This is a genomic window from Streptomyces sp. NPDC025721 (genome assembly GCF_055558595.1).
The window spans coordinates 30,132-53,318 of sequence record NZ_JBVHMF010000040.1 but is presented as its reverse complement, the minus strand read 5'-3'; the positions used below and the strand labels follow the sequence as shown (position 1 = coordinate 53,318).

Sequence of the window (23,187 nt, the reverse complement as noted above, 5' to 3'; positions counted from 1 at the left end):
CCTCCACACCTACAACCACCACCGCACCCACACCGCACTCGGCGGCCAGCCACCCATCACCCGCGTCAACAACCCTCCAGGTCAATACACCTAGGCCACGAAGAGGCCGGTGGTTTCGCCGTCGGCGGCGCCGCCGGAGCGGACGACGTGGGCGGCTTGGGCAAGCCGGGCGGCAGCCTCAACGGCGGCGGCCCCGCTGACGGTGAAGGGAAGCCGGATGTACGGCTCAAAGGCGCCGTCGACGCCGAAGCGCGGCCCGGACGGCACGCGGACACCGAGCCGTTCACCGGCGACGGCCAGCCGCGAGCCGGACACGTCACCGGTGTGGACCCACATGGTCATACCGCCGCGGGGCACCGCGAAGTCCCAGTCGGGAGTGTGCTCACGCAAGGCGGCGACGAGGTCGTCGCGACACTCGCGGGCCCGCTCGCGGCGAGCCGCGAGGGCCAGGTCCCAGCCGCCGCCGCGCAGCAGCCAGGCGACGGCGAGTTGGTCGACGACGGGCGAGCCGATGTCGAGGTAGGCGCGGGCCGAGACCAGGCGGCGTACGACGTCCGGGGTGGTGCGGACCCAGCCGATCCGCAGCCCCGCCCAGACCGCCTTGCTGGCGGAGCCCACGGTCATGACGGTGCCGCCGCGGTCGAAGGCGGCCATCGGCCGCACCCCCGACTCCTCACCGTCCAGCACGAGTTCGGCCATCGTCTCGTCGGCCACGACGACGGTGCCCGCCGCGCGCGCGGCCTCGACCAGGTCGCGCCGCTGGTCCTCCCCGATGAGACTGCCGGTCGGGTTGTGGAAGTCCGGCATGACGTACGCCATGCGCGGCGCGGCGTCCCGCAGCACGCGCCGCCAGGCGTCCATGTCCCAGCCGCCGAGCCCCTCGCGCAGCGTGACCGGCACGAGCCGGGAGCCGGTCTCGCGGAAGAGCTCCAGCACATTGGCGTAACTGGGTGACTCGACGGCGACCCGTTCGCCGAAGCCGACCAGCCGCCGGGCCGCCGCCGCGATGGCGCCCATCGCCCCGGTGGTCACCATGATCTGCTCCGGCATGGTGGGCACACCGCGCGCGGTGTAGCGGTCGGCGATGGCCTCGCGCAGCACCGGCAGCCCCGCGGGGAAGTCGCCGTGCGTGGCGGCGTAGGCGGGCAGTTCGGCGAGCGCGCCCTCCATCGCGCGGGTCAGCCACGGCTCGGGCGCGGGCAGCGAGGCGCAGCCGAGGTCGATCACGGACCCGGCGGCGTCCGGCGGCAGCGGCTCCAGGCTGCGCGAGGGCAGCACATGGCCGTCGGGGATCGCGGTCCAGCTTCCGGCGCCGCGCCGCGAGCGGGCGAACCCCTCGGCGCGCAGCGCCTCGTAGGCGGCGGCGACGGTGGTCCGGCTGACGCCGAGCGCGAGAGCCAGTTCCCGTTCCGCGGGCAGCCGCGCGGCGACCTGTACCCGGCCTTCGAGCACCAGCAGCCTGATCCCGTCGGCCAGCCCCCGGTAGGCGGGCAGTTTCCGCCCGTGGCCCGCCGCCGCTCCGGCGCCGCGGCCGCTTCGCGGGCGCGGTTCGAGAAGCCGGGCGAGGTGCGCGGCGCCGACCGTCGCAGTCCACTGGGACACAGAAATCAGTCCACCTTCCACAGATTGGCCGTGGATCCGAAGCACTTACAGGCCACAGAGTGGCATGTGCGCCAACACGTCCGCCAGGGGGGTTCCGTTGTTCTCGTCGTTCCCGCACCCGTCGCTCTCGCCGGTCCCGTACCGCCGCCTCGTCCGTCTCTACGTCGGGCTGGTCCTGTACGGGGCCAGCTCAGCGCTGATGATCCGCGCCGCGCTCGGCCTGGACCCGTGGGACGTCTTCCATCAGGGGCTGTCCCGGCTGACCGGACTGAGCATCGGCGTCGTCTCCATTGTCGTCGGCGCGGCCGTTCTCCTCCTGTGGTGGCCGATCCGGCAGCGCCCCGGCCTCGGCACGGTCTCCAACGTCTTCGTCGTGGGCCTGGCGATGGACGGGACCTGCCGCCTGGTGCCGCACGTGGAGGCCCTGGCCGTACGCGTCCCGCTGCTGGTGGCCGGGGTGGCGCTCAACGGCCTGGCGACCGGCCTCTACATCACCGCCCGTTTCGGCCCCGGACCGCGCGACGGCCTGATGACCGGCCTGCACCGCAGGACCGGCCGTTCCGTACGGCTGGTGCGTACCGGCATCGAGGTGACCGTGCTGGCCGCCGGTTTCGCGCTGGGCGGCGGCGTGGGGGTCGGTACGGTGCTCTACGCGCTGGCCATCGGCCCGCTCGCGCAGTTCTTCCTGCGGGTCTTCGCGGAACCGGAGGGAGCGCCGGGTCCGAGCGTGACCAAGGACGCGAACAGGGACCGGGCCACGGACGCGACCAGGGACGGGGAGGCGAATTCGGATACGAATTCGGGTGCTGACGCGGGCTCGACCCCGGACGTAATGCCCGCTTCTGCGGTGATTCGTCGGGACGCGCCCGAACGCGCTGCGGTCGATCCGATTTAGCCGGAGGCGGTGCGGACCGGTAGTGTACGCGGTTGGCCCAGCAGCTTGACCGTTACTGCACGCAAAAGATATGACGACACCGGGTGACATCTCCGCTCAGATGTGACAAACCGGGCACCGGTGGGTACAAACAGGGGCGACACGACGGGCGACGCATCTCCCTAAACGGGAATCTTCACCGCCGACCGGACGTTGACCGGATGACGACGACAGCGACACCTGTCCTGTGGGCGACCAAGCCCGGGAGGCACGATTCATGAGTGAGCGAGCTCTCCGCGGCACGCGACTCGGGGCCACCAGCTACGAGACCGACCGCGGTATCGATCTGGCCCCGCGCCAGACCGTTGAGTACGCATGCCGGAACGGACATCGATTTGAGATGCCGTTCTCGGTTGAGGCCGAGATTCCGCCGGAGTGGGAGTGCCGCGCCTGCGGCCAGACCGCCCTGCTGGTGGACGGAGAGGGCCCGGAGGAGAAGACGACCAAGCCCGCGCGCACGCACTGGGACATGCTGATGGAGCGGCGCACGCTCGAGGAGCTGGAGGAGGTGCTGGCCGAACGGCTGGCCGTCCTGCGCTCCGGAGCGATGAACATCGCCGTGCATCCGCGCGACAACCGCAAGAGCGCCTGACAGCGCGGGCTCACCCATGGGGGCGCCCCAGGGATCACCTCCCCGGGGACCAAGGCCCCCCGACACTTCCCCGCCGGGGGCGGAGCACCTGCTCCCCCCCCGGCGGGTTTTTGCGTGGCGCGGCGCTGATCCCGAGATCCGCGGGGCGCGGATCTCGGGATCAGCGCGCGTGATCAGTCCCGGTGGTCGACGACCTCGCCCTGGATGACCTTGCCGTCGGGCTTGTGGATCCGGATCTGCTCGTTGGCGTCCCGCGCCTGCTGGAAGAGGTCGCCGACGGAGCCGGGCTCCCCGGCGGCGGGCCGCGCCGCGAGGGCGCGGGCGTTGAGCCGGTCGACGCCCTTGCCGATGAGCCTGCGGGTCGGCGGGAAGAGCAGGAACAGCGCCACGGCGTCGGAGAGGAAGCCGGGGATGATCAGCAGCAGGCCGCCGAGCATCGCCAGTCCGTTGCGCCCCTTGCTCTCGGCGGGCGGGGTCGGGGCCGCGTTCGGGTCCCGCGCGGCCTGCGCCTGGGCGGCCTGCACCTGCGCGGTCAGATTCCGCCACGCGCTGCGCCCGGCCCGCTTGACCGCGCTCGCGCCCAGTATCAGCCCGGCGACGATCAGCAGGAAGACCGTCAGCCCGCTGGTCGCCCCCGCCACCACGATGAGCAGCCAGATCTCCAGCACCGCCCAGGCCGCGACGGCCAGCGGCAGGATGGTGCGGACGCGCGAACGGCGCCGTCGCCGCGGGCCGGGCTGCTGCGGACGGACAGAGGGCGGAGTGCTCATCGTCATAGCTCAAGTGTGCCAAAGATCAGGTAAAGACCGGATCGGTGGACGCTTCCCTCTTCGGGTTCCGCGGGGGATTCCCGCGGACGCCCGTGCGCACGTCCGCGCGTCCCGCCCCCGCGTGCCCCACGAAGGGGCTCAGGGGGCCGTGGGCGGCCTTACGCCTTGCGGCCGACGATCTTGCCCGCCCGGGAGCCCACGCCCCACGCGGTGACCCGCCACAGCGCCTCGACCACGATGTTGCGGCTCATCTTGCTGTCGCCGCGCTCGCGTTCGACGAAGGTGATCGGCACCTCGACCACGTGGAAGCCGCCCTTGACCGCGCGCCAGGCGAGGTCCACCTGGAAGCAGTAGCCGGCGGAGGCGATCTCGGCCATGCCGAGACCTTCCAGGGTCTCCTTGCGGAAGGCGCGGTAGCCGCCGGTCACGTCACGGATCGGGACGTCCAGCAGGAGCCGGGAGTAGGTGCTGCCGCCGCGCGACAGATACTCGCGGGACTTCGGCCAGTTGACGACCCGTCCGCCCGGGATCCAGCGCGAACCGAGCACCAGGTCCGCGCTCTTGAGCGCGGTCAGCAGCCGGGGCAGTTCCTCCGGCTGGTGGGAGCCGTCCGCGTCCATCTCGACCAGGACGCCGTAGCCGTGGTCGATGCCCCACTGGAAGCCGGCGAGGTACGCCGCGCCCAGGCCCTCCTTGCCCTGCCGGTGCAGGACGTGGACCTGCTCGTCGGCGCCCGCCAGCTCGTCGGCGAGCTTCCCGGTGCCGTCCGGGCTGTTGTCGTCGGCGACGAGGATGTGGGCGTCGGGTACCGACGTGCGCACCCGCTGCACGATCGGCTTGATGTTCTCGGCCTCGTTGTAGGTCGGGATGATGACCAGAACCTTGCCGAGCGGCCCGAAGCTCCGCTGCTCGCCGTCGTTCACTACTGCCCCTTTGCCATGCCCATGCGTGTGCGGTCGCGCCTGCCGAGCGCGAAGGCGACCGCACAGGACAGGAGCCCAACAATAGCGAGTGACCACTCAGGAAACGTACCGACGCGGTCGGCGAGAGTGATCTCGTCGCGCAGCGGGATGTCGGCACTCAGCACCTGCTGGGTGAACTCCGCGCTCTGCTGTTCGATCTTGCCATCAGGAGCGACGATCGCACTGATTCCGCTGGTCGCGGCGGTGACGATGGCGCGGCCGTGCTCGACGGCGCGCAGCCGGGACATGGCGAGCTGCTGTTCGGGCTGGCCGGTGCGGCCGTAGGTGGCGTTGTTGGTCTGGACGACCAGGGCCCGCGCCCCGGCTTTCACCGTGTCGCGCACGATGCCGTCGTAGGCGACCTCGAAGCAGATCACGTCGCCGAGTTCGGCCGGGCCGATCCGCATCACGCCGGTGCCCTTGCCGGGGTAGAAGTCCCGCGGGATCTGGTTGAGCATCGGGACGACCTTGGTCAGCGCCTTGCGGAAGGGCACGTACTCGCCGAACGGCACCGGGTGCTGCTTGGTGTAGTGGGCGCCGGGGCCGGTGACCGGGTCCCACACGATGCCCTCGTTCTGAACGTGGTCCTCGTCCGGGCCGTCGACCAGGGCGCCGACCAGCACCGGCACACCCACCGCCTTCACGGCCTCGGTGATCTTGTCGTACGCCTCCGGGTACGTGAAGGGGTCCAGGTCGGAGGAGTTCTCCGGCCACAGCACGATGTCGGGCTTGGGCACCTTGCCCGCCTCGATGTCGGCGGCGAGCTTGAGGGTGGCCTGTACGTGGTTGTTGAGGATCTGCATCGGTCGGCCGAGGAAGTGCATGCCGGGCTGCTGCACATTGCCCTGGACGACGGCGACGCGCACGTGGCCGACGGCATTGGTGTGCACCGGCACGAGCAGGCCGGACAGCAGGACGGCCACCGACAGGGCCAGGGCGGTCACGCCCGGCAGGACGGCGGCGCGGCGGGCTTTGTACGCCCGGTACCCGGCCAGGGCCGCCGCGGCCAGCAGCGTGCCGCTGAGCGCCACCGCGAAGGTCACCAGCGGGGCGCCGCCGAGCGCGGCGAGCGGGGTGTACGGGGAGGCGGTGTTGGCGAACGCCAGGCGCCCCCACGGGAAGCCGCCGAACGGCAGCCGGTCGCGTACCAGCTCCTGTGCGACCCACAGGCACGCGGTCCACAGCGGCCAGCCGGGCAGCCGCCGGGCGAGCACGATCAGCGCGGCCATCAGCACGAGGTACGCCGCCTCGACCGCCGACAGCAGCGGTACGGCCAGCCAGATCACCGAGCGCAGCCACACCAGGAGCCACAGGAAGAAGGGGAACGCGAAGGCGAAGCCCAGCCAGGCCGCCTGGCGCACCGTCCTGCCCTCGAGCACCAGTGCCAGGGCCGCCACCGCCACCACCGACAGCGGCCACACCCCGTACGGCGGAAACGCCAGCGCCAGCGCGCAGCCGCTCACCGCGGCCACCGCCGACCTGGGCGCGGCCGCCCGCGCCGCCGCCGCGAACCGCTCGCGGCGCGACGCCTTCCCCTCCGCCCCAACCCCTGGCGCCGCTGACGGCTCCGTCAACGGCTCAACCGCGGTCGCCGCGGAAACGGTGTCGGGTCGCGGGCGCACGTCGCGGCCTTTCTTGCAGGTGAAGTGGTGATGAAGGCGACGGTACCCCGCCCCACCCGCCTGGGGGCACCCCCGGACGAAGTCTGGGGACCCCCAGGCCGCGGAACAGGGAGCGGAAGGGCAGCGGAACGGGCCCAGGCGCCCATCGGGCCGACGCGGGACCCTCCCCCAGACTCCGTCCGGGGGGACCCCCAGACTGCGGAAGGGCAACGGAACGGGCCCGGACGCCCTTCGGGCCGACCTGGGACCCGCTGGCTGCGGGTCAGTACCAAGGCCGTTGTCTACTGGGCGTCCGGGCCCTTCCCGGGTCACACCTGCCGACCGGGGCGCGTACGCGTTCCGGCGCCGCTGACGCTGGACCTGGCTGCCAGTGGCGGCGTGCACGTGCGGCGCGGCGCCCCATGGCCCAGCGGCGGTCGACAGAACCGCGGAGGGCCCCCGGTCCGACGTCCTGTGGTGGACTTGGCCGAACCTACTCGCCTCCGACCATCGGCTGTCAACACCCCCTTGACCTGCGGGGTTTCGCCAAATCAGCAGGTCAGTGCGGGCACCTGCGACACGCCGCGACAGGCCGAGGGCACACCGTTCGGCCGCATGTGCCGAGCGATGCTCACCCGTTCGGCCGCTCGAAGACGGTACGGCCGCCGACGACGGTGCGCAGGGCGGACGGAAGCGGGCGTCCGGGGGTGAGATCGGGCAGGCCCGGGGTGCCGGAGCGCGGGTCGGTGGACCAGTTGGCGACGCGTTCGTCGGGGGCCTGGACGACGAGGTCGCCGCTGTCCCAGACGGCGTAGTCGGCGGGGGCGCCGGGGACCAGGACGCCGGTGTCGTCCCGCCCGATGGCGCGCCAGCCGCCACGGGTGTGGGCGTTGAAGGCGGCGCGAGCCGAGACGCGGTGCTCGGGGGTGCGGTGGAAGGCGGCGGCGCGGACGGCGCCCCAGGGGTCGAGCGGGGTGACGGGGCTGTCGGAGCCGAGGACCAGCGGCACCCCGGCACGGGTCATGGCGGCGAAGGGGTTGAGGTCGCGGGCCCGGTCGGCGCCGAGCCGGTCGGCGTACATGCCGTCCTCACCGCCCCAGGCCGCGTCGAAGGCGGGCTGCACGGAGGCCACGAGGCCGAATTCGGCGAAGGCCGCGATGGTGTCCGGGGTCATCAGTTCGGCGTGCTCCACGCGGTGCCGCAGGGCCCTGACGCGTTCCAGGCCGACGGCCGCGGCGGCGGCCCGTACACCGTCGACGACCGCGCCGATCGCCGCGTCCCCGATGGCGTGGAAACCGGCCTGGAGGCCCGCTTCCGTGCAGAGGGTGAGGTGGCGGGCGATGGTCTCGGCGTCCAGGTAGCTGACGCCGGTGTGCGGCGCGTCGGCGTACGGGGCGTGCAGGCAGGCGGTGTGGGAGCCGATCGAGCCGTCCACGAAGAGGTCGCCGCCCGCGCCGATCGCGCCGAGGTCCCGGACCCGGTCGAGGTCGGCCGGGGTGGACGCGGCCTGCGCCCAGTAGCCGAAGACCCGCGGCCCGGCGTCGGCGGCGGCCAGCGCGAGGAGGCCGGTGAGGTCGTCCTCGGAGGAGATGTCGGGGCCCGCGCACTCGTGCAGCGCGCCGATGCCCTGTTCCGCGGCGTGCAGCAGCGCGGCGCGCTGGGCGGCGGCGCGCTGGGCGGGGGTGACGGCGGCGTACGCGGCGCGGCGTACCGCGTGGTGCGCGTCGCGGGTCAGCGGCGCCTGCGGGTCGAAGCCGGGCTCGTCCCGGACGCCGGGCACCAGGTCGAGCAGCGCGGTGCTGACGGCGGCCGAGTGGACGTCCGTACGGGTCAGGTAGAGGGGTCGTCCGCCGACCGCCTCGTCCAGCTCCGCGCGGGTCGGTGTGCGCCGCTCGGGCCACCGGCTCTCGTCCCAGCCGTGGCCGAGCAGCACGCGGTCGGCGGGCCGCTCGGCGGCGTACGCGGCCGTACGGGTCAGCGCGTCGGCCAGCGACGCGGCGCCGGACAGGTCGAGGCCGGTGAGGGCGAAGCCGGTGGCGGTGGTGTGCACGTGCGCGTCGGTGAAGGCCGGGGTGACCAGCGCCCCTTCGAGCCGGACGACACGGTCCACGCCGTCCGCGAAGGAGTCCGCGGCCCCTTCGGAACCGACCCACGCGACGGTGCCGCCGTCCACGACCATCGCGGTCGCGAAGGGGTCGGCGGGGCTGTAGACGGCGCCGCCACGGAGCAGGACGGTTCCGGTCGGCGCGGGGGTGGCGGGGGGCTGCGGAGTGGAGGTGCGGTGCATGGGCACAAGTCTCCCCCGGTCGGGGCGCGCGCCGGACTCCGGGGTGGCGCCCCCGGCGCCTGCGCGCCTCCCGTGACGGCGGGTCCGCGGCGGCCGGAATCGCGGCTCAGACGCGCGGCGGCCTGGCCTCGTACGCCGTGGACAGGACGACCGTGGTGCGGGTGGAGACGCCCGCGAGGGTGCGGATCCGGGTCAGGAGGTGTTCCAGCTCGATGGGGGCGGAGACCCGCACCTTGAGGATGTAGTTCTCGTCGCCCGCGACGCTGTGGCACGCCTCGATCTCGGGGACCTCGGCGAGGCGGTCCGCGATGTCGTCGGGGGCGCTGGGGTCGAACGGTTTGACGGAGATGAAGGCCGTCAGGGACAGGCCGACCGCCTCGGGGTCGACGATGGCCGCGTATCCGCGGATCACGCCGCGCTGTTCGAGCCTGCGCACGCGCTGGTGCACCGCCGAGGTGGACAGGCCCGTGGCCTTGCCCAGGTCGGTGTAGCTCATGCGCCCGTCGGCGACGAGAAGTTCCACGATGTGCCGGTCCAACTCCTCCATAGCGGATGACCTTACCCATAGGCACAGCGCCGCGTTACGTATGCATGTGCACGGTTCGGTCACATCCCGCGCCGGGTGTCGCCGTCGCGCTCACGCGGGCAGCAGCCGGTCCAGGTGGGCGTTGCTGAAGGTGCGGCCCGGATCCAGCTCGGCGGCCAGCGCCCGGAAGTCCGCCATACGGGGGTAGCGGGACCTGACCTCGGCGGCGTCGGCGACGTAGACCTTGCCCCAGTGCGGGCGCGGCGCGTACGGCGCGAGGCGCTGTTCGAGGCGGGCGAGGACGGGGAGGACGGCGGCGGTGTCCGGCACCCAGGTGAAGTGGAAGGCGACGCAGTCGTGCCCGTAGGCGGGGCTGAGCCAGAGCCGGTCGGCGGCGACGGTCCGCACTTCGCAGATCTGGAGCAGCGGCGCGATGTCGGCGCCGAGCCCGGCGAGGGCGTGGAGCGCGGGCAGGGCGTGTTCGCGGGGCAGCAGGTACTCGGACTGCAACTCGGCGCCGCTGCTGGGGGTGAATCCCGGCCTGAAGTGCGGCAGTCGCTCGTGCCAGGGTCCGGCCACGCCCTGCTGCGCGGTGCAGTTCACCGGGTCGGCGCCGGGGACGGGGTGCATCGGCCCGGTGGCGGGCGCGGCCCAGGGGAATTCGGGCGCGGGCGCGTCGGCGAGCTGCTTGAGCCAGACCTGCCCGAAGCGCGGCGCGCGCCAGTCGGTGAACATGCTGACGCTGTACGCGGCCCCGGTGATCGCGTCGAAGTGGCCGTCCAGGTCGGCCACTTCGAGCCCGGTGAAGACGTGCTGGCGGAGGGCGAAGTCGGGGACCAGGTCGAGGGTGAGGGCGGTGACGACGCCGAGCGCGCCGAGCGAGACCACGGCGCCGTCGAAGCGGTCGCCGTCCTTGTCCCGGCTGAGCACGGCGACTTCGCCGTCCGCGGTGACGAGTTCGAGGGCGCTGACCGAGGTGCCGAGGCCGCCGTTGGCGTTGCCGGAGCCGTGGGTGCCGGTGGCGACGCTGCCCGCCACCGAAATGTGCGGCAGCGACGCCATGTTGGGCAGCGCGAAGCCGGACTCGTGCAGCCGCTGGGCGAGTTCGGCGTAGCGGACGCCCGCGGCGACGCGGACGGTGGCCGCGGCCGTGTCGATGTCGATCTCCGGTGGCAGGCCGGAGAGTTCGACGAGGGCGCCGTCGGTGTCGGCGATGTCGTTGAAGGAGTGGCCGCTGCCCAGCACCCGCACGCGGCGGCTCGCGGCGACCAGGGAGCGCAGGGCGCCGGTCGACTCCGGGCGGTGCACCCGTTCCGCCGAGAAGGTGATGTTCCCGGCCCAGTTGGTCCGCATCCCACCGTCACGCATTACGCCGCCACCCGTCACGCATCACGTCGCCACGCATTCTGCCGAGCTGCTTCCACCGGTCGGCGGGGCCCTGCCCGGCCACGCCCGCTCGCACCTTATCCGGCACTCCCGCAAGATGCCGCGCGGGGGCACGAGGGGTGCGCGGAGGCATGGCGAGGGCGCATGGACCGGCCGAAAGGCGGGATGTGACGAAGGCCACACCCCATGCATCCCTATGAGGTCGATGGCGTGATTACCCGCGTAGCGCGGCGGGAAGTGCTCGCTATGGCCGCGGGATTGACGCCGGGCCGGCCCGATGGAGGGCACATCCGTCCGATGGGGGAGACGCGAATATGCGTAACCATGTGCGCCACAACCGCAGTGAGCGGACCCAGCCGGCGCCCGAGGAGGGGCACGAACGCGAATTCGCGCTCGCGCTGCTGCCGGGACTGCCGGACGCCGACGACACGGATGACTCGTTCGAGGACGATCTCGACCTGGTCCGGGTGGACTGCCCGGAGTGCGCGCGGCCGATCGCGGTCTTCGCCGACGAGGACCGGCTTCCGGAGCACGCCCTGTGCCCCACGCCGTGGAACCCCTTCGGCCTGACCGTCTGCTCCGGCTCGGGCCGCCCCGTCGAGGAGGCCCGCCCCCTCGACGGCTCCCTGCCCGGCGAGGTCCACGACCTCGACCTCGGCACCCTCCTGGTCCTGCCCGACACCCTGGACTGGCGCACCCAGCCCTTCTCGCACGTGGGCGGCCCCGGCTCGCGCCCCTTCCGGGTACCGGCGCCCCGCGCGGCCTGATCCGGCGCCCCGACCGGGGCGCCGGGGTACCGCCCGCCGCCGGGCGACCGCTCAGCTCCGCGACTCGGGGCCCGCCACGTGGCGCGCGATCACCATGCGCTGGATCTGGTTGGTGCCCTCGACGATCTGCAACACCTTGGCCTCGCGCATGTACCGCTCCACGGGGAAGTCGGCCGTGTAGCCGTAGCCGCCCAGGAGCTGGACGGCGTCCGTCGTCACCTGCATCGCCGCGTCGGTGCAGAAGAGCTTGGCCATGGCGGCCTGCCGGGAGAAGTCGAGACCGGCGTCGCGGGTCCTGGCCGCGGCCAGGTACAGGGCGCGGCCCGCCTCGATCTTGGTGGCCATGTCGGCGATCATGAAGCGCAGCCCCTGGAAGTCGGCCAGGGGCCGGGCGAATTGGCGCCGCTCCTTGACGTACGCGAGACCGGCGTCCAGCGCGGCCTGGGCGAGGCCGACGGCGCAGGCGGCGATGCCGAGCCGCCCGGCGTCCAGCGCGGCCAGCGCGATGGCGAACCCCTGGCCCTCCTCGCCGATGCGGCGGCTGTCGGGGACGGTCACGCCGTCGAAGTGCACCTGCGCGGTGGGCGAGCCCTTCATCCCCATCTTCCGCTCGGGCGCGGCGGCGCTCAGGCCCGGCGCGTCGCCCGGCACCAGATACGCGGAGATGCCGCGCGCGCCGTCGCCGCCGCTGCGGGCCAGGACGGTGTAGAAGTCGGCGACCCCGCCGTGGGTGATCCACGCCTTGGTGCCGTCGATCGTCCAGTTCCCGCCGTCGCCGTCCGCCCCGCCCCCGTCCGCGCCGCCGCCGGTACGTACGGCGCGCGTCCGCAGGCTGGCCGCGTCGGAGCCCGCGGCGGGCTCGGAGAGGCAGTAGGCGCCGAGGAGGCTGCCGCCGAGCATGGCGGGCAGGTGCTCGGCGCGCTGTTCCTTGGCGCCGAAGTGCGCGAGCGCGTGGCAGGCGAGGGTGTGGACGCTGACGCCGAGGCCGATGGTGAGGCGGGCCGCGGCCAGTTCCTCCAGCACCTGGAGATAGACCTCGTACGGCTGACCCCCGCCGCCGTGCTCCTCCGCGTACGGCAGGCCGAGCAGTCCGGTCTCCCCGATCAGCGCGAAGGTCTCACGCGGGAAGTGGCCCGCGTCCTCCTCCGCGGCGGCCGCGGGCGCGATCTCCCGCTGGGCCAGGTCCCGGGTGAGCGCGAGCAGATCCCGCGCCTCCTCGGTGGGCAGGTGGCGGACAACCGGCTGCGGGCCGTGCTGCGACATCGCGGCACGCTCCTCCCTGTCGGGGGCGTCGGCGGCACGCCCTGGGTGTGGCGGCGCCGTCGGTGGGCAGTGCCCATGAACCGATGGTCCCCTGCCGGGTCGCGGCACGCGGTGATCAGCGGTTCTGGCGCGTTGGAGTATGCCTGATCGGACGCGCCACGTCACGGGCGCGAGTGTGTCGTGTCTTTCCCGCCCGCCCACCCGTGCGGGTGTTTTCTTCGTCTGCGGGTGCCGCTTGTGCCTGGTCGGTGCCGGTCCGGGGCACCTCCTCGAAATCCGTACCACCTGGCCTTCGCGAATCCGGCACCCGGCCGTCAACGTATTTCTGCGGGGGCACCCCGCCCCGTCCCCTCCTCGCCCATCGGCGTCCGCCTGTCCGTGGATGGCCGGGGTGGGTGTCCAAGACCGTGAGGGCACCCCGAGCGTCCTCCACCCAAGGGGCCGCATGGGTGGCCCCCTCACGCGTTCCGCAGCCGGACGGGTGCCAAGGACAGGCGGCTTCCGCCGATCCCCACGGCGGAGGAACAGTCGGCCGCCCTCACCGGTCCTTGGCACCTCCCTCAGCCGCAGCGCACAGGCGCACGCCGACGTCCCCGAGCACCCCCTCCCCAGCAACCCTCACCGACAGGCGGACGCCGACCACCTCACCCCCACCCCCCTCCCGGCCGTCGGATGCCGACGTACCCGAGCCCACCCACCCCCCCTCCCGGCCACACCCACCGGACAGGCGGACGCCGACGTACCCGGAGGGGACGGGCCGGGGTGCCCCCGCAGAAATGCGGTGACAAGAAGGGCACTGGATACCCACGACCAGGTAGCCGCATTTCGAGGAGGTGCCCCGGACCGGCACCGACCAGGCACAAGCGGCACCCGCAGACGAAGAAAACACCCGCACGGGTGGGCGGGCGGGCGGGAAAAGAAGCAAGACACGACTGGAGTGACAGGTGAGTACGGCGACGGAGGCGGATGAGTACGATCACGCTCCCCCAGGGCCGCAAGCGGCCCTACGCTGCTGCCCATGGAGAGCTTGGACGCCACGGATCCGCGCACAGTCGGCGGATACCCGCTGTTCGCGCGGCTCGGCGCGGGCGGCATGGGACAGGTCTATCTGGCGCGCACCCCCGCCGGGAGGGCACTGGCGCTGAAGACCGTACGGTCCGAGTTCGGACTCGACCCCGGCTTCGGGGAACGGTTCGCGCGGGAGATCCGCCACGCGGACCGCGTGCGTTCGCCGTGGACGGTGGCGGTGGTGGACTACAGCCCGCCCGGCACCCGCCCCCCGTGGCTGGCGACGGAGTACGTGGCGGCGCCCTCACTGGCCGAGTGGGTCTCGGCGCACGGCCCGCTGCCGGAACCGGCCCTGGCGTCGCTGGCCGCCGAACTCTGCGAGGCGCTGCGGTCGGTGCACGCGGTGGGTCTCGCGCACCGCGACGTGAAGCCGTCGAACGTACTGCTCGGCCCTGACCGGCCGCTGCTGATCGACTTCGGCATCGCGCGGGCCGCGGAGGACTCCCGGCACACCAGGACCGGCGGGGTGATCGGCTCCCCCGGCTACATGGCGCCCGAGCAGGCGACCGCGGGCGCGTCCGCCGAGCCCGGCGACCTGTTCGCGCTGGCGGCCGTACTGGTCTACGCGGGGACCGGGCACGGCCCGTTCAACCGGCCGGGCGAGGAGCCGTCGACGCCCGCGCTGATGTACCGGATCGTGCATGAGGACGGCGACCTCACCGGGCTGCCCGACGCGGTGGCGCCGCTGGTCCACGCGTGCCTCGCCAAGGAACCGGCCGACCGGCCGACCGCCGAGGAGGCGCTGGCGCTGCTGCGGGAGGCGGGGCACCGTACGGGCGTGTGGCACGAGGTCCCGCCGCCCGGCCTCACCGACGAGCTGCGCGGCCGAGAAGCGCGGGTCCGCACGCTGCTGGCGGACCCGACGGCCGCCGTGGGGCCGTCGCCCTACTCCCCCACGGCGCCGCTGACCGCGCCCGGCCGCGGCCCCGGCTCCGGAGGCCAGACCCCCGCTCCCCCGCACGCCGCGTACGCGCCGCCGCGTACGCCGTCGCCCCTGCCGGGCCCCGTCCGGCCCACCGGGCCGTACTCGGGGCCGCAGCCCGCGCCGTGGGGTGCCGCGCGCCGCGCGCCGGGGATGGGCCGCGGTGCCCGCGTCGGACTGGTCGTCGCGGGCGTGCTGGCCCTGTGCGTGGTGGTCGGCGTGATCCTCGACCAGCAGCGCGGCTCCGGCGACGACAACAACGGGAATCCCGGCCCGAGCACGAGCACCCACACCTCCGCGCCCGCCGACGCGCTGCCCGCCTCGTGGGTCGGCACCTGGGTCGGTACGGGGCCCGGCAATCCGAGCGGCAGCGGCGGCCAGCCGCGCAGCGACCGGTTCACCGTCACGCTCACCCTGCACGCGGGGGCGCGCGGCGAGGCCGTCGGCCAGGACGTCAGCAACATCCCCGAGGCGGGCACGGGGGCGGAGCGGGGCTGTACGGAGGCGCTGTCGCTGGCGCAGGTCCGGGGGAACACCATGACCTTGCGGGTCACCGCCGCCGAGCCCACGGACCCCGACTCGTCGCTGACCTGTCTGACAGGGCATGAGTACTCCGTCTCCATGACGGACGCGCGCACCCTGCGGATCGAGGCGGGGCCGCAGGCCGAGGGCGCCCCGAGCACGCTCACCAAGCGGAGCTGACGGGGAAGGCGCCGGTCAGGTTCCGGTGAGCCGCAGGCCCGCCCAGAGCGCGACCGTGGAGGCGATGAGCGTCGGCGGCACCGTGAGCAGCCCGAGCCGGGTGAAGGTGCCCAGGTCGGAGTCGGTGCCGTGGTCGCGCAGCACGCGCCGCCACAGCAGGGTGGCGAGCGAGCCCGCGTAAGTGAGGTTGGGGCCGAGGTTGACGCCGATGAGCACGGCGAGCACCGGGCCGGGGCCGCCCGCGGCGGCCAGCGGGAGCAGTGCGAGCACGGCGGGCAGGTTGTTGATCAGATTGGCCAGGACGGCGGCGAACGCGGCGGTCCCGAGCAGCGCGAGCAGGCCGCTGCCGTGCGGCAGCACCCCGTCGGCGGCGTCGGACAGGCCGTTGTCGACCACGGCCTTCACCACGACGCCGAGGGCGAGCACGAACAGGCAGAACAGCGGCCCGGCCGCCGCGACCAGGCCGCGGACCGTCGCCCGGCGGCGGCGCAGCGCCCGTACGCCCAGGACCAGCGCGCCCGCGAGCGCCGCCCAGGCGGGGTTGAGGCCGCCGAGCGAGGTGACCGCGAAGCCGGCCAGGGTCAGGCCGAGGACGACCAGCGTGAACACCGGTACGGCCGGCGGCTCGCCCTGCTCCGGCGGGTGCTCGCGGACGGCGAGGTCGGCGGCGAAGTAGCGGCGGAAGACGGCGTATTCGATGCCGACGGACAGCAGCCACGGCAGGGTCATCAGGAGCGCGAAGCGGGTGAAGGACACGCCGGCGGCCGTGAAGGCCAGCAGATTGGTGAGGTTGGAGACCGGCAGCAGCAGGGAGGCGGAGTTGGCCAGGTGCGCGGTCGCGTACAGGTGCGGGCGCGCCTTGGCGCCCGCCCGCGCGGCCGTCGCGATGATCACCGGGGTGAGCAGGACGACGGTCGCGTCCAGGCTGAGCACCGCCGTGACCAGCGCGGCCACGACGAACACCCCGGCCAGCAGCCGCTTGGGCTCGCCCCGGCAGGCCCGCGCGACCGCGTCGCCCGCCGCTGTGAACAGACCGTCGTCGGCGCACAGTTCCGCCAGGACGAGCACGGCCGCCAGGAAGCCGACGACCGGCAGCAGTTCCCTGGTCTCGTGCCAGGCGGCGGACGGCGTCACCGCCCCGATGCCGATGAGCAGTCCCGCGGCGGGCACCGCGGCCACCGCCTCGGGCCAGCCGCGCGGGCGCAGGACGGCGAAGCCGAGGACCAGCAGGAGAGCGAGGGCGGAGATCGTCTCCGCGACGGCGGTGTTCAGGGGGCTCTCCTCGGACGGACCACGGGCTCGCGTACCGCCTGATTCCACCACGTGGGCCGCGCGGCTCCGCCCCGACGCCCGCCCGACGCACTCAAGTGCGTCGTTTCTCACGGCCCCGCGCGCTGGCGGAGCCGTGACGGCGGACCGGGCGGCTAGCTGGCGTCGGCCAGCGACAGGGTGTGGAGCCGTTCCGGCGGGCCGGGGCGGGCGTAGTACCAGCCCTGGCCGGTGTCGCAGCCGAGGGCGCGCAGATGGTCGGCCTGGGTGCGGGTCTCGACGCCTTCGACGGTGACGGTCAGGTTGAGGGCGTGGGCGAGGGAGACGATGCCGCCGACGATCTTGAGGTCGACGGGGTCGGCGGCGTGGCCGCGCATGCCGCGGGTGAAGGAGCGGTCGAGCTTGAGGACGCTGACGGGGAGCCAGCGCAGGGAGGACAAGTTGGAGTAGCCGGTGCCGAAGTCGTCGAGGGCGATGGAGACGCCGAGGTCGACTATCTGCCGCAGGGGCTTGAGGGTGTCCTCGTCGGCGCCGATCAGAGCGCTCTCTGTGACCTCGAGGCAGAGCGAGGCGGGGTCGAGGCCGGTGTCCTCCAGGACGCGGGAGACCTCCTGGACCAGCTCGGGGTGGTGCAGCTGGATCGGTGAGAGGTTGACGTTGACCCGTGGCGGCGGACCGCCGCCGATGTGCTCGCTCTGCCAGGCGTACGCCTGGCGGGCGGCCCGCTCCAGGACCCAGCGGCCGAGGCCGACGATGTGTCCCGTGCTCTCGGCGAGCGGGATGAACTGGTCGGGCCCGAGTATGCCGTGGGTGGGGTGGCACCAGCGCACCAGCGCTTCGGCGCCGTGCACGGCGCCGTCGTCGAGGCCGACGAGGGGCTGGTACTCGATGAAGAACTCGTCGTGTTCCAGGGCGCTCGGGAGCTGGTTGGTCAGGCCGTGCCGGGTGATGGCGCGGGCGTCGGCGACCGGGTCGGCGACCTCGTACCGGTTGCCGCCCTGTTCCTTGGCGCGGTACATCGTGATGTCGGCGCTGCGCAGGACGTCGGCGGCGATCCGGGACTCGACGGGGCCGTGGACGATGCCGATGCTGCCGTGGACGGGCAGTTCGCGGCCGTCGAGCAGGACGGGGGCGGACAGCGCGTCCAGGATGCGTTCGGCGAGCGCGGTGACGGCGGCGAGGCTCGGCGGGTCGGTGTAGAGGGCGACGAATTCGTCGCCGCCGATCCTGGCGACGAGCTGGTCGGGCGAGGTGACGCAGGACTGGAGGCGTTCGGCGACGGCGACGAGGAGCTGGTCGCCCACCGCGTGGCCGAGGCTGTCGTTGACGGCCTTGAACCCGTCGAGGTCGAGGTAGCAGACGCCGATCCGGCTGGTGCCGTTGGCGGGGTCGGCGTCGAGCGCGGCGTCGAGGCGTTCGAAGAACAGGGCGCGGTTGGGCAGTCCGGTGAGCGCGTCGTGGGTCGCCTGGTGGCGCAGTCGGCGCAGCAGTCCGCGCCGTTCCGTGACGTCCTCGACGAGCGCGAGCTGGTACTGCGGGCGGCCGGTGGCGTCGCGCAGCAGGGACGCCCGGACGTTGGCCCACAAGATGGTGCCGTCGACCCGCTGGTAGGCGCGCTCGACGTCGTACGTGTCGCGTTCGCCGCGTACCAGCTCGCCGTTGAGCCGGCGGGTGCCGGTGCCGGTGCCGTCGTCCTTGTGGACCCACTCGGTGACATTGCGGCGCATGGTCAGGGATTCGCTGCCGAACATCCGGGTCATCGCGTCGTTGACCTCGAGGACTTCCCCGTCGAGGTCGGCGATGCCGATGCCGAGGGCGGCGCCCTCGAAGACGGCGCGGAAGCGGGCCTCGCTGGCGGCCAGGGCGCCTTCGGCGTCGCGCTGGGCGTCCAGGGCGGCGCGGATGATGGACTCCTGCTCGCGCAGGGTGCGTTCGCGCAGGGCCCGCGAGAAGCCGACGGCGACCGCGTGCTGGAGGCGTGAGCAGCGGGCCCGGCAGTCGTCGGTGTCGAGGCCGGGGCCCGGCGGGCAGTACAGGACGAGGTAGGCGTCGATGACGCCGAGGATGCTGGGCAGCGCCTCGGGGTCGGTGCAGTGCGCGGCGACCAGGGCGGTGCCGACCTCGGCGGCCGGGCGGGGGTCGAACGGGCGGCCCCTGAGGGTGTCGCTCAGCACACGGGTGAGCGGCACCAGGTGGTCCTCGAACTCGGCGCGGGTCATCGAGGTGACCGTCACCGGGTAGATGGCGCGTGCCCAAATGGCGGCGAATCTGCGCAGATTGTCGCCGGGGCGTGCGTCGGGCGCGTGCGCGCCCTCGTTTCCGGCCGCGGCCGGGAGCGCGGTCACGCTTTCAGCCCCACACCGGCGAGACCGTGGAGTACGGCGGGGTCGTCGTCGTCGCTGAGCGGGGCCTCGGGGCGCCAGTGCGGCAGCGGGACGACGCCGGGCTCGACGAGTTCGAAGCCGTCGAAGAAGCGTTCCACCTCTTCTTTGGTGCGCATGATCAGCGGGGTGGCGGTGCGCTGGTAGACGGCCTGGACACCGCGCTGTCCGGAGGGGACGGGGCCGAACTGGAGGGTGGCGTGGGTGACGACCAGGACGCTGCCGGGGGCCAGCGCGTCGCGCAGCGCGGCGACGACCTCGTTCGGATGGTCGGCGTCGGACAGGAAGTGCAGGACGGCGACGAGCAGCAGGCCCATGGGGCGGTCGAAGTCCAGCAGCCGCTTGGTCTCGGGGTTGTCCAGCACCGAGCCGGGGTCGCGGAGGTCGGCGGCGGCGATGGTCGCCTTGTCGTTGCCCTCCAGGACGGCGCGGCTGTGGGCGACGGCGACCGGGTCGTTGTCGACGTACACCACGTGGGCGTCGGGGTTGGCCCGCTGCACCACCTCGTGCACATTGCCGAAGGTGGGGATGCCGGAGCCGATGTCGAGGAACTGGTCGATGCCGCGGTCCATCGCGAAGCGCACGGCGCGGTGCATGACCGCCCGGTTGGCCTGGCCGATCTTGGGCGCCCCCGGCATGGCCCGCATGGCCAGCCGCGCCGCCTCCCGGTCCACCTCGAAGTTGTGCGAGCCACCGAGGAAGTAGTCGTAGATCCGGGACACGCTGGGCACCGTCAGGTCGATGCCCTGCGGGGCCCAGGAAGGACGGTCGGTCACGGTTGCTGTCTCCAGGTCATCGGGCTCAACGGGCGCGTCGCACACGGTGGTTCGGCCGACGGGCGCGCACCTGTCTACCCTGTGAGGCTACTGATCACGTGTTCGGAGTGAAACACGCGACCGGAGATCCAGGGTCCGTTTTTGGTCAACAACCACCAGCATGTGCATATGCGAAAACGCGCAGATGCGGACTCGCGCACACACCAGCGCGGGTCCGCTGCCGGTGACGGCCGCGGACCCGCGATAGATTTTCGGACAGCATCAGACCAGTTCAGACCAGTTCGACCGACAGCGGTTCGGCGGCCTGTGCGGTCGCCGCCCCGGAACGTCGGACGGTCGCGGTCGGCGGCCGGTCAGCAGGTGCCCTCGTCCTGCCACACGCCCCACTCACCGGTGGTGCCGGGCTCCTCGTTGGTGGTCCACCACTTGGCCTTCCACTTGTGCCCGTTGTGCGCCACCTCGTTGCCGCCGACGTAGACGGCGGAGGCGGCCCACTGGGCGACCGTGCAGGTGCCGCCGCCGGGCGGGGTGGTCGGCGGTGTGGTCGGCGGCGTCGTGGGCGGGTTGGTGGGAGGCGTGGCGCCCGCGAACTTCACCGAGTACTTGGCGAAGTCCCAGGAGTTCTGCGCCACGCTGCTGCACGTGCCCGAGGTGCTGCCGTTGTTGTCCGGCGGGCTGCACTGGCGGTCGCGGTTGAGCGACCAGAAGGTGAAGCGGCCCATGCCGTGGCTGGTCGCGTAGTCCAGCACGGTCTGGAAGTCGGCCTGGTAGAAGAACTCGCCGGTGTCGCTGCGGCCGTTCATACCGGAGAAGCCCTCGTGGGCGTACGCGGTGGCGGTGTCCCAGCCGAAGGTGGTCTTCAGCAGGCCGTTGAAGGCGGTGAGCGCGCTGGTCTGCGACGCCGCCCCGTTGAAGCCGCCGTCGAAGGGCATGATCGAGAAGTTGTTGGGGGTGAAGCCCTGCGACTTGGCCTCGTTGAGCATCTGCTGGCCGAACCAGCCGGTGCCCGCTGCGGTGCCCGCCGTGGTCACCGAGATGAACAGGCCGGGGTTGTTCTGCTGGAGGATCTTGGCCGCGCCGATCTCGCGCGCGACGGCCGCGGTGTTCTCGTACTCCGGCTCCTCCAGGTCGAAGTCCATCGCCTTGAGCTGGTACTTGGTGATGACCTGCTGGTACGCGGCGGCCGTGGACGCGGCGTCGGAACACGCCTGGCCGAGCTTGGTGCCGCCGTAGCCGCCGATGGAGACGGACACGTCTCCGCCCTTGGCCCGGATCGCGGAGATCACGTTCGCCACCGCGGTGTCGGAGGACACCGCACTGGTCCCGTCCCATGTGGGGCTGCACCCACCGCCGTTGGGGGCGAGGATGAAGGCGAGCTGGAACGCCTTCAGGCCGGTCGCGTCCATGATGGCGGTCGCGCTCGGCGGGTTGTTGTCGTTGGGCATCAGATACGGGGCGGCGGCGTACCAGTTGTTGGTCAGGGCGTTCGTCGAGACCGTGGCTCCGCTGGCCTGACTTGGGCCGAGAGCGGCAACGGTACCGAGCCCGGCCACGGCCAGGGCGACGGCGGCCACGCCCGAGCCGATTGCTTTGAGACGGTTCACGTCTAGCCTCCTGTGGGGGAACGTGGCAGACAGAATCCTGCGGTGACGCGAACCCGTCAATAGTTGGTCCAGACCTTTGGACTAAACCACGAATTGGTCTCTACCACTTCGAGTCCAATTCCCCACGTGCGACGGCCTGTCCACCCCCGCACGCACCCCGCACGCACCCGGCCCCGCCCCTCGCGTACGAGGAGCGGGGCCGGGCCGGAAACGGCCGGTCGGCCGGTCGGTCGGACAGACGACCGGAGACGACCGGAGACGACCGGACGGACGGATGTCAGACGATGCCGACCGCCGCCAGCGCGCGGCGCTGGCCGGGGCTCGGCTGCGCCGGGAAGTAGACGTAGGCGACACCGCCGGTGCCGCCGCTGACGCCGCCGGTGGCGTTGATCCGCTTGGTCCTCAGCCAGATGGTCTCGAACTGGGCGCGCTTGTAGATGTTGCGCACCGCGTCGTCACTGGAACTGGCCGGGTCGTTGGCGACGACGTCGCCGTCCGCGGTGAAGCCCGCGATGCACATCAGGTGGCCCGAGGTGCCGTATCCCGCGCCGTCCAGTTCGGTGGCGAGGAAGGACTGCGAGGTGATGACGGGGATACCGGCCTTGATCAGCCGCTCGATGTCGTCGAGCGAGCGCAGCCGGGTGATGACGCCCTGGAGGTCCTTGTACGTGGCCGCGTAGGCCGCGTTGAAGGGCCAGTTGCCGCAGCCCTCGTACTGGTAGTCGTACGTGTAGCGCGCGCCCTGGTCGACCTGGGGGTCGGCGTAGGCGGGGTTCACCCAGGCCAGGTCGGCGGCCGTGGGGCCGCGGCCCCAGTACTCGATGACCATCGTCGAGGAGGTCGGGCTGCACCAGGCCTCGCCGCCGTTGTCGTACTCCGGGTACTCGCCCTTGTGGATGTTCTGCGAGTAGCGCGGCACCGGGAGTTCGACGCCCTTGGCCACGCCCGGCACCGACGCCGGGACGGTGAAGCGGTCCGGGATGTTGGACGCCATCGCGCCGAGCCGCCACACGGTGGGCGTGGCGCGGCTGCCGGGCTTGCGGAAGAGCGTCAGCCGCAGCCGGTACGAGGCCAGCAGTGGCCCGGCGGTGGTGTCGTCGATGGAGAAGGTGTCGGTCCAGATGCTGCTCTTGCCGTCGGTCTGGTCGTCCACCGAGGTGCGGCGGATGTCCTCGGGGCCGTCGCCCGCGGTCCACCGGCCCATGACGTACGCCGGGGTCGCGGTGCCGTCGGTGTAGGTGCCGAGCAGTTCGATCTGGATCCAGGTGCCCGCGGGGGTGTGCGCGTTCCAGGACGCGATCAGCTCGCTCGCGGGGTGCGGCACCCGGCGGACCGGCGAGGTCCAGGTGGCCGACTCCCACGTCGCGGTGGTGCCGGTGTGCGGGTCGGTGTAGTCGAGCGTGCCGGTGGCGCGGCCGATGACCACGCCGGGCCGGCGGCCCGGCAGCGGCAGCGTGCCGCGGTGGGTGCCGAACAGCCAGTCGGGCAGCGAGGTCCAGCCGTGGTAGTCGACGGGGGCGGCGTCAGGCGTGCCGCCGCCTGCCTGGTGTCGCGCGGCGTCGGGAACGGCCGCGCCGGAGGCGGTGGCCGGGGCGGCGGAGGCGGACTGCGCGGACGCGGTCGCGGTGGCCGCGGCCGCCGCGAGCGCGGCGGTCAGTACGGCACGCCGGGGCGCGGGTCTGGTCATGGCGGTGTTCCCCTCGATGTGATCGGGAATTCCTGCCCGCTCCTACGAGTGCATGACAGGTGGCCCCAACTATCGTCGTTCACCGGCC

The 23,187-nt window shown here is 73.0% G+C and carries 17 protein-coding genes; 4 read left to right on the top strand and 13 right to left on the bottom strand.

Going from position 1 to position 23,187, the window contains the following annotated elements; all coding sequences use genetic code 11:
* Nucleotides 1–90 precede the first annotated feature (90 nt).
* Nucleotides 91–1,602, bottom strand: coding sequence for a MocR-like transcription factor YczR (yczR, locus tag ACZ4EF_RS34745; protein ID WP_355347155.1), 1,512 nt, complete (start codon nt 1,600–1,602; stop codon nt 91–93).
* Between the two features lie 64 nt (nt 1,603–1,666).
* Between yczR and yczE the strand changes: the two genes are divergently transcribed.
* Both yczE and ACZ4EF_RS34735 read left to right on the top strand, forming a co-directional pair.
* Complete coding sequence (gene yczE, locus ACZ4EF_RS34740; protein ID WP_401855193.1) at nt 1,667–2,497, top strand: membrane protein YczE; 831 nt, start codon at nt 1,667–1,669, stop codon at nt 2,495–2,497.
* 256 nt (nt 2,498–2,753) lie between these two features.
* On the top strand, nt 2,754–3,128 hold the full coding sequence (locus ACZ4EF_RS34735; protein WP_093713023.1) for an RNA polymerase-binding protein RbpA: 375 nt from the start codon (nt 2,754–2,756) through the stop codon (nt 3,126–3,128).
* A 173-nt stretch (nt 3,129–3,301) separates the two neighbouring features.
* Here the strand turns inward: ACZ4EF_RS34735 and fxsA are convergent, their stop codons facing one another.
* From fxsA to ACZ4EF_RS34705, 6 genes are all read right to left on the bottom strand, one after another.
* On the bottom strand, nt 3,302–3,904 hold the full coding sequence (gene fxsA, locus ACZ4EF_RS34730) for an FxsA family membrane protein (RefSeq protein ID WP_355347151.1): 603 nt from the start codon (nt 3,902–3,904) through the stop codon (nt 3,302–3,304).
* Between the two features lie 152 nt (nt 3,905–4,056).
* Entirely contained in the window at nt 4,057–4,821 is a 765-nt protein-coding gene (locus tag ACZ4EF_RS34725) for a polyprenol monophosphomannose synthase (protein ID WP_355347148.1), read from the bottom strand.
* Nucleotides 4,821–6,434, bottom strand: coding sequence for an apolipoprotein N-acyltransferase (gene lnt / locus ACZ4EF_RS34720; RefSeq protein ID WP_355347145.1), 1,614 nt, complete (start codon nt 6,432–6,434; stop codon nt 4,821–4,823). The genes ACZ4EF_RS34725 and lnt overlap by 1 nt, the downstream gene beginning before the upstream one ends.
* Nucleotides 6,435–7,092: 658 nt before the next feature.
* Nucleotides 7,093–8,748 (bottom strand): amidohydrolase, encoded by a 1,656-nt coding sequence (locus ACZ4EF_RS34715; RefSeq protein WP_467508152.1) that lies wholly within the window; start codon nt 8,746–8,748, stop codon nt 7,093–7,095.
* Between the two features lie 106 nt (nt 8,749–8,854).
* Nucleotides 8,855–9,295 carry an Lrp/AsnC family transcriptional regulator gene (locus tag ACZ4EF_RS34710; protein ID WP_355347139.1) on the bottom strand — a complete coding sequence of 147 codons (441 nt, stop codon included), beginning with the start codon at nt 9,293–9,295 and terminating at the stop codon, nt 8,855–8,857.
* Between the two features lie 90 nt (nt 9,296–9,385).
* A complete protein-coding gene (locus tag ACZ4EF_RS34705) occupies nt 9,386–10,642 on the bottom strand; it encodes an FAD-binding protein (protein WP_467508150.1) in 1,257 nt (418 codons plus the stop codon).
* 332 nt (nt 10,643–10,974) lie between these two features.
* Here ACZ4EF_RS34705 and ACZ4EF_RS34700 point away from each other — a divergent pair, with 332 nt between their 5' ends.
* Nucleotides 10,975–11,427, top strand: coding sequence for a hypothetical protein (locus ACZ4EF_RS34700; protein WP_401307219.1), 453 nt, complete (start codon nt 10,975–10,977; stop codon nt 11,425–11,427).
* Between the two features lie 51 nt (nt 11,428–11,478).
* On the opposite strand, the gene ACZ4EF_RS34695 is transcribed toward ACZ4EF_RS34700, so the two are convergent.
* The gene (locus ACZ4EF_RS34695) at nt 11,479–12,690 is read right to left on the bottom strand and encodes an acyl-CoA dehydrogenase family protein (RefSeq protein ID WP_401855182.1); all 1,212 of its coding nucleotides are present in this window, start codon (nt 12,688–12,690) and stop codon (nt 11,479–11,481) included.
* A gap of 1,018 nt (nt 12,691–13,708) precedes the next feature.
* On the opposite strand from ACZ4EF_RS34695, the gene ACZ4EF_RS34690 reads away from it, so the two are divergent.
* Nucleotides 13,709–15,382, top strand: coding sequence for a serine/threonine-protein kinase (locus ACZ4EF_RS34690; RefSeq protein WP_355347127.1), 1,674 nt, complete (start codon nt 13,709–13,711; stop codon nt 15,380–15,382).
* Nucleotides 15,383–15,397: 15 nt separating this feature from the next.
* Here the strand turns inward: ACZ4EF_RS34690 and ACZ4EF_RS34685 are convergent, their stop codons facing one another.
* From ACZ4EF_RS34685 to ACZ4EF_RS34665, 5 genes are all read right to left on the bottom strand, one after another.
* Nucleotides 15,398–16,702: an SLC13 family permease gene (locus ACZ4EF_RS34685; RefSeq protein WP_467508156.1), complete on the bottom strand. Its 1,305-nt coding sequence runs from the start codon at nt 16,700–16,702 to the stop codon at nt 15,398–15,400.
* Nucleotides 16,703–16,806: 104 nt separating this feature from the next.
* Nucleotides 16,807–18,996, bottom strand: a complete 2,190-nt coding sequence (locus ACZ4EF_RS34680; protein ID WP_355347124.1) for a putative bifunctional diguanylate cyclase/phosphodiesterase — start codon at nt 18,994–18,996, stop codon at nt 16,807–16,809.
* Nucleotides 18,993–19,808, bottom strand: coding sequence for an SAM-dependent methyltransferase (locus ACZ4EF_RS34675; protein ID WP_391050623.1), 816 nt, complete (start codon nt 19,806–19,808; stop codon nt 18,993–18,995). Before ACZ4EF_RS34675 ends, ACZ4EF_RS34680 begins: the two co-directional genes overlap by 4 nt.
* A gap of 353 nt (nt 19,809–20,161) precedes the next feature.
* Entirely contained in the window at nt 20,162–21,412 is a 1,251-nt protein-coding gene (locus tag ACZ4EF_RS34670) for a carbohydrate-binding protein (protein WP_355347117.1), read from the bottom strand.
* A gap of 277 nt (nt 21,413–21,689) precedes the next feature.
* Nucleotides 21,690–23,099, bottom strand: a complete 1,410-nt coding sequence (locus ACZ4EF_RS34665; RefSeq protein WP_391050620.1) for a C39 family peptidase — start codon at nt 23,097–23,099, stop codon at nt 21,690–21,692.
* Nucleotides 23,100–23,187 lie beyond the last annotated feature (88 nt).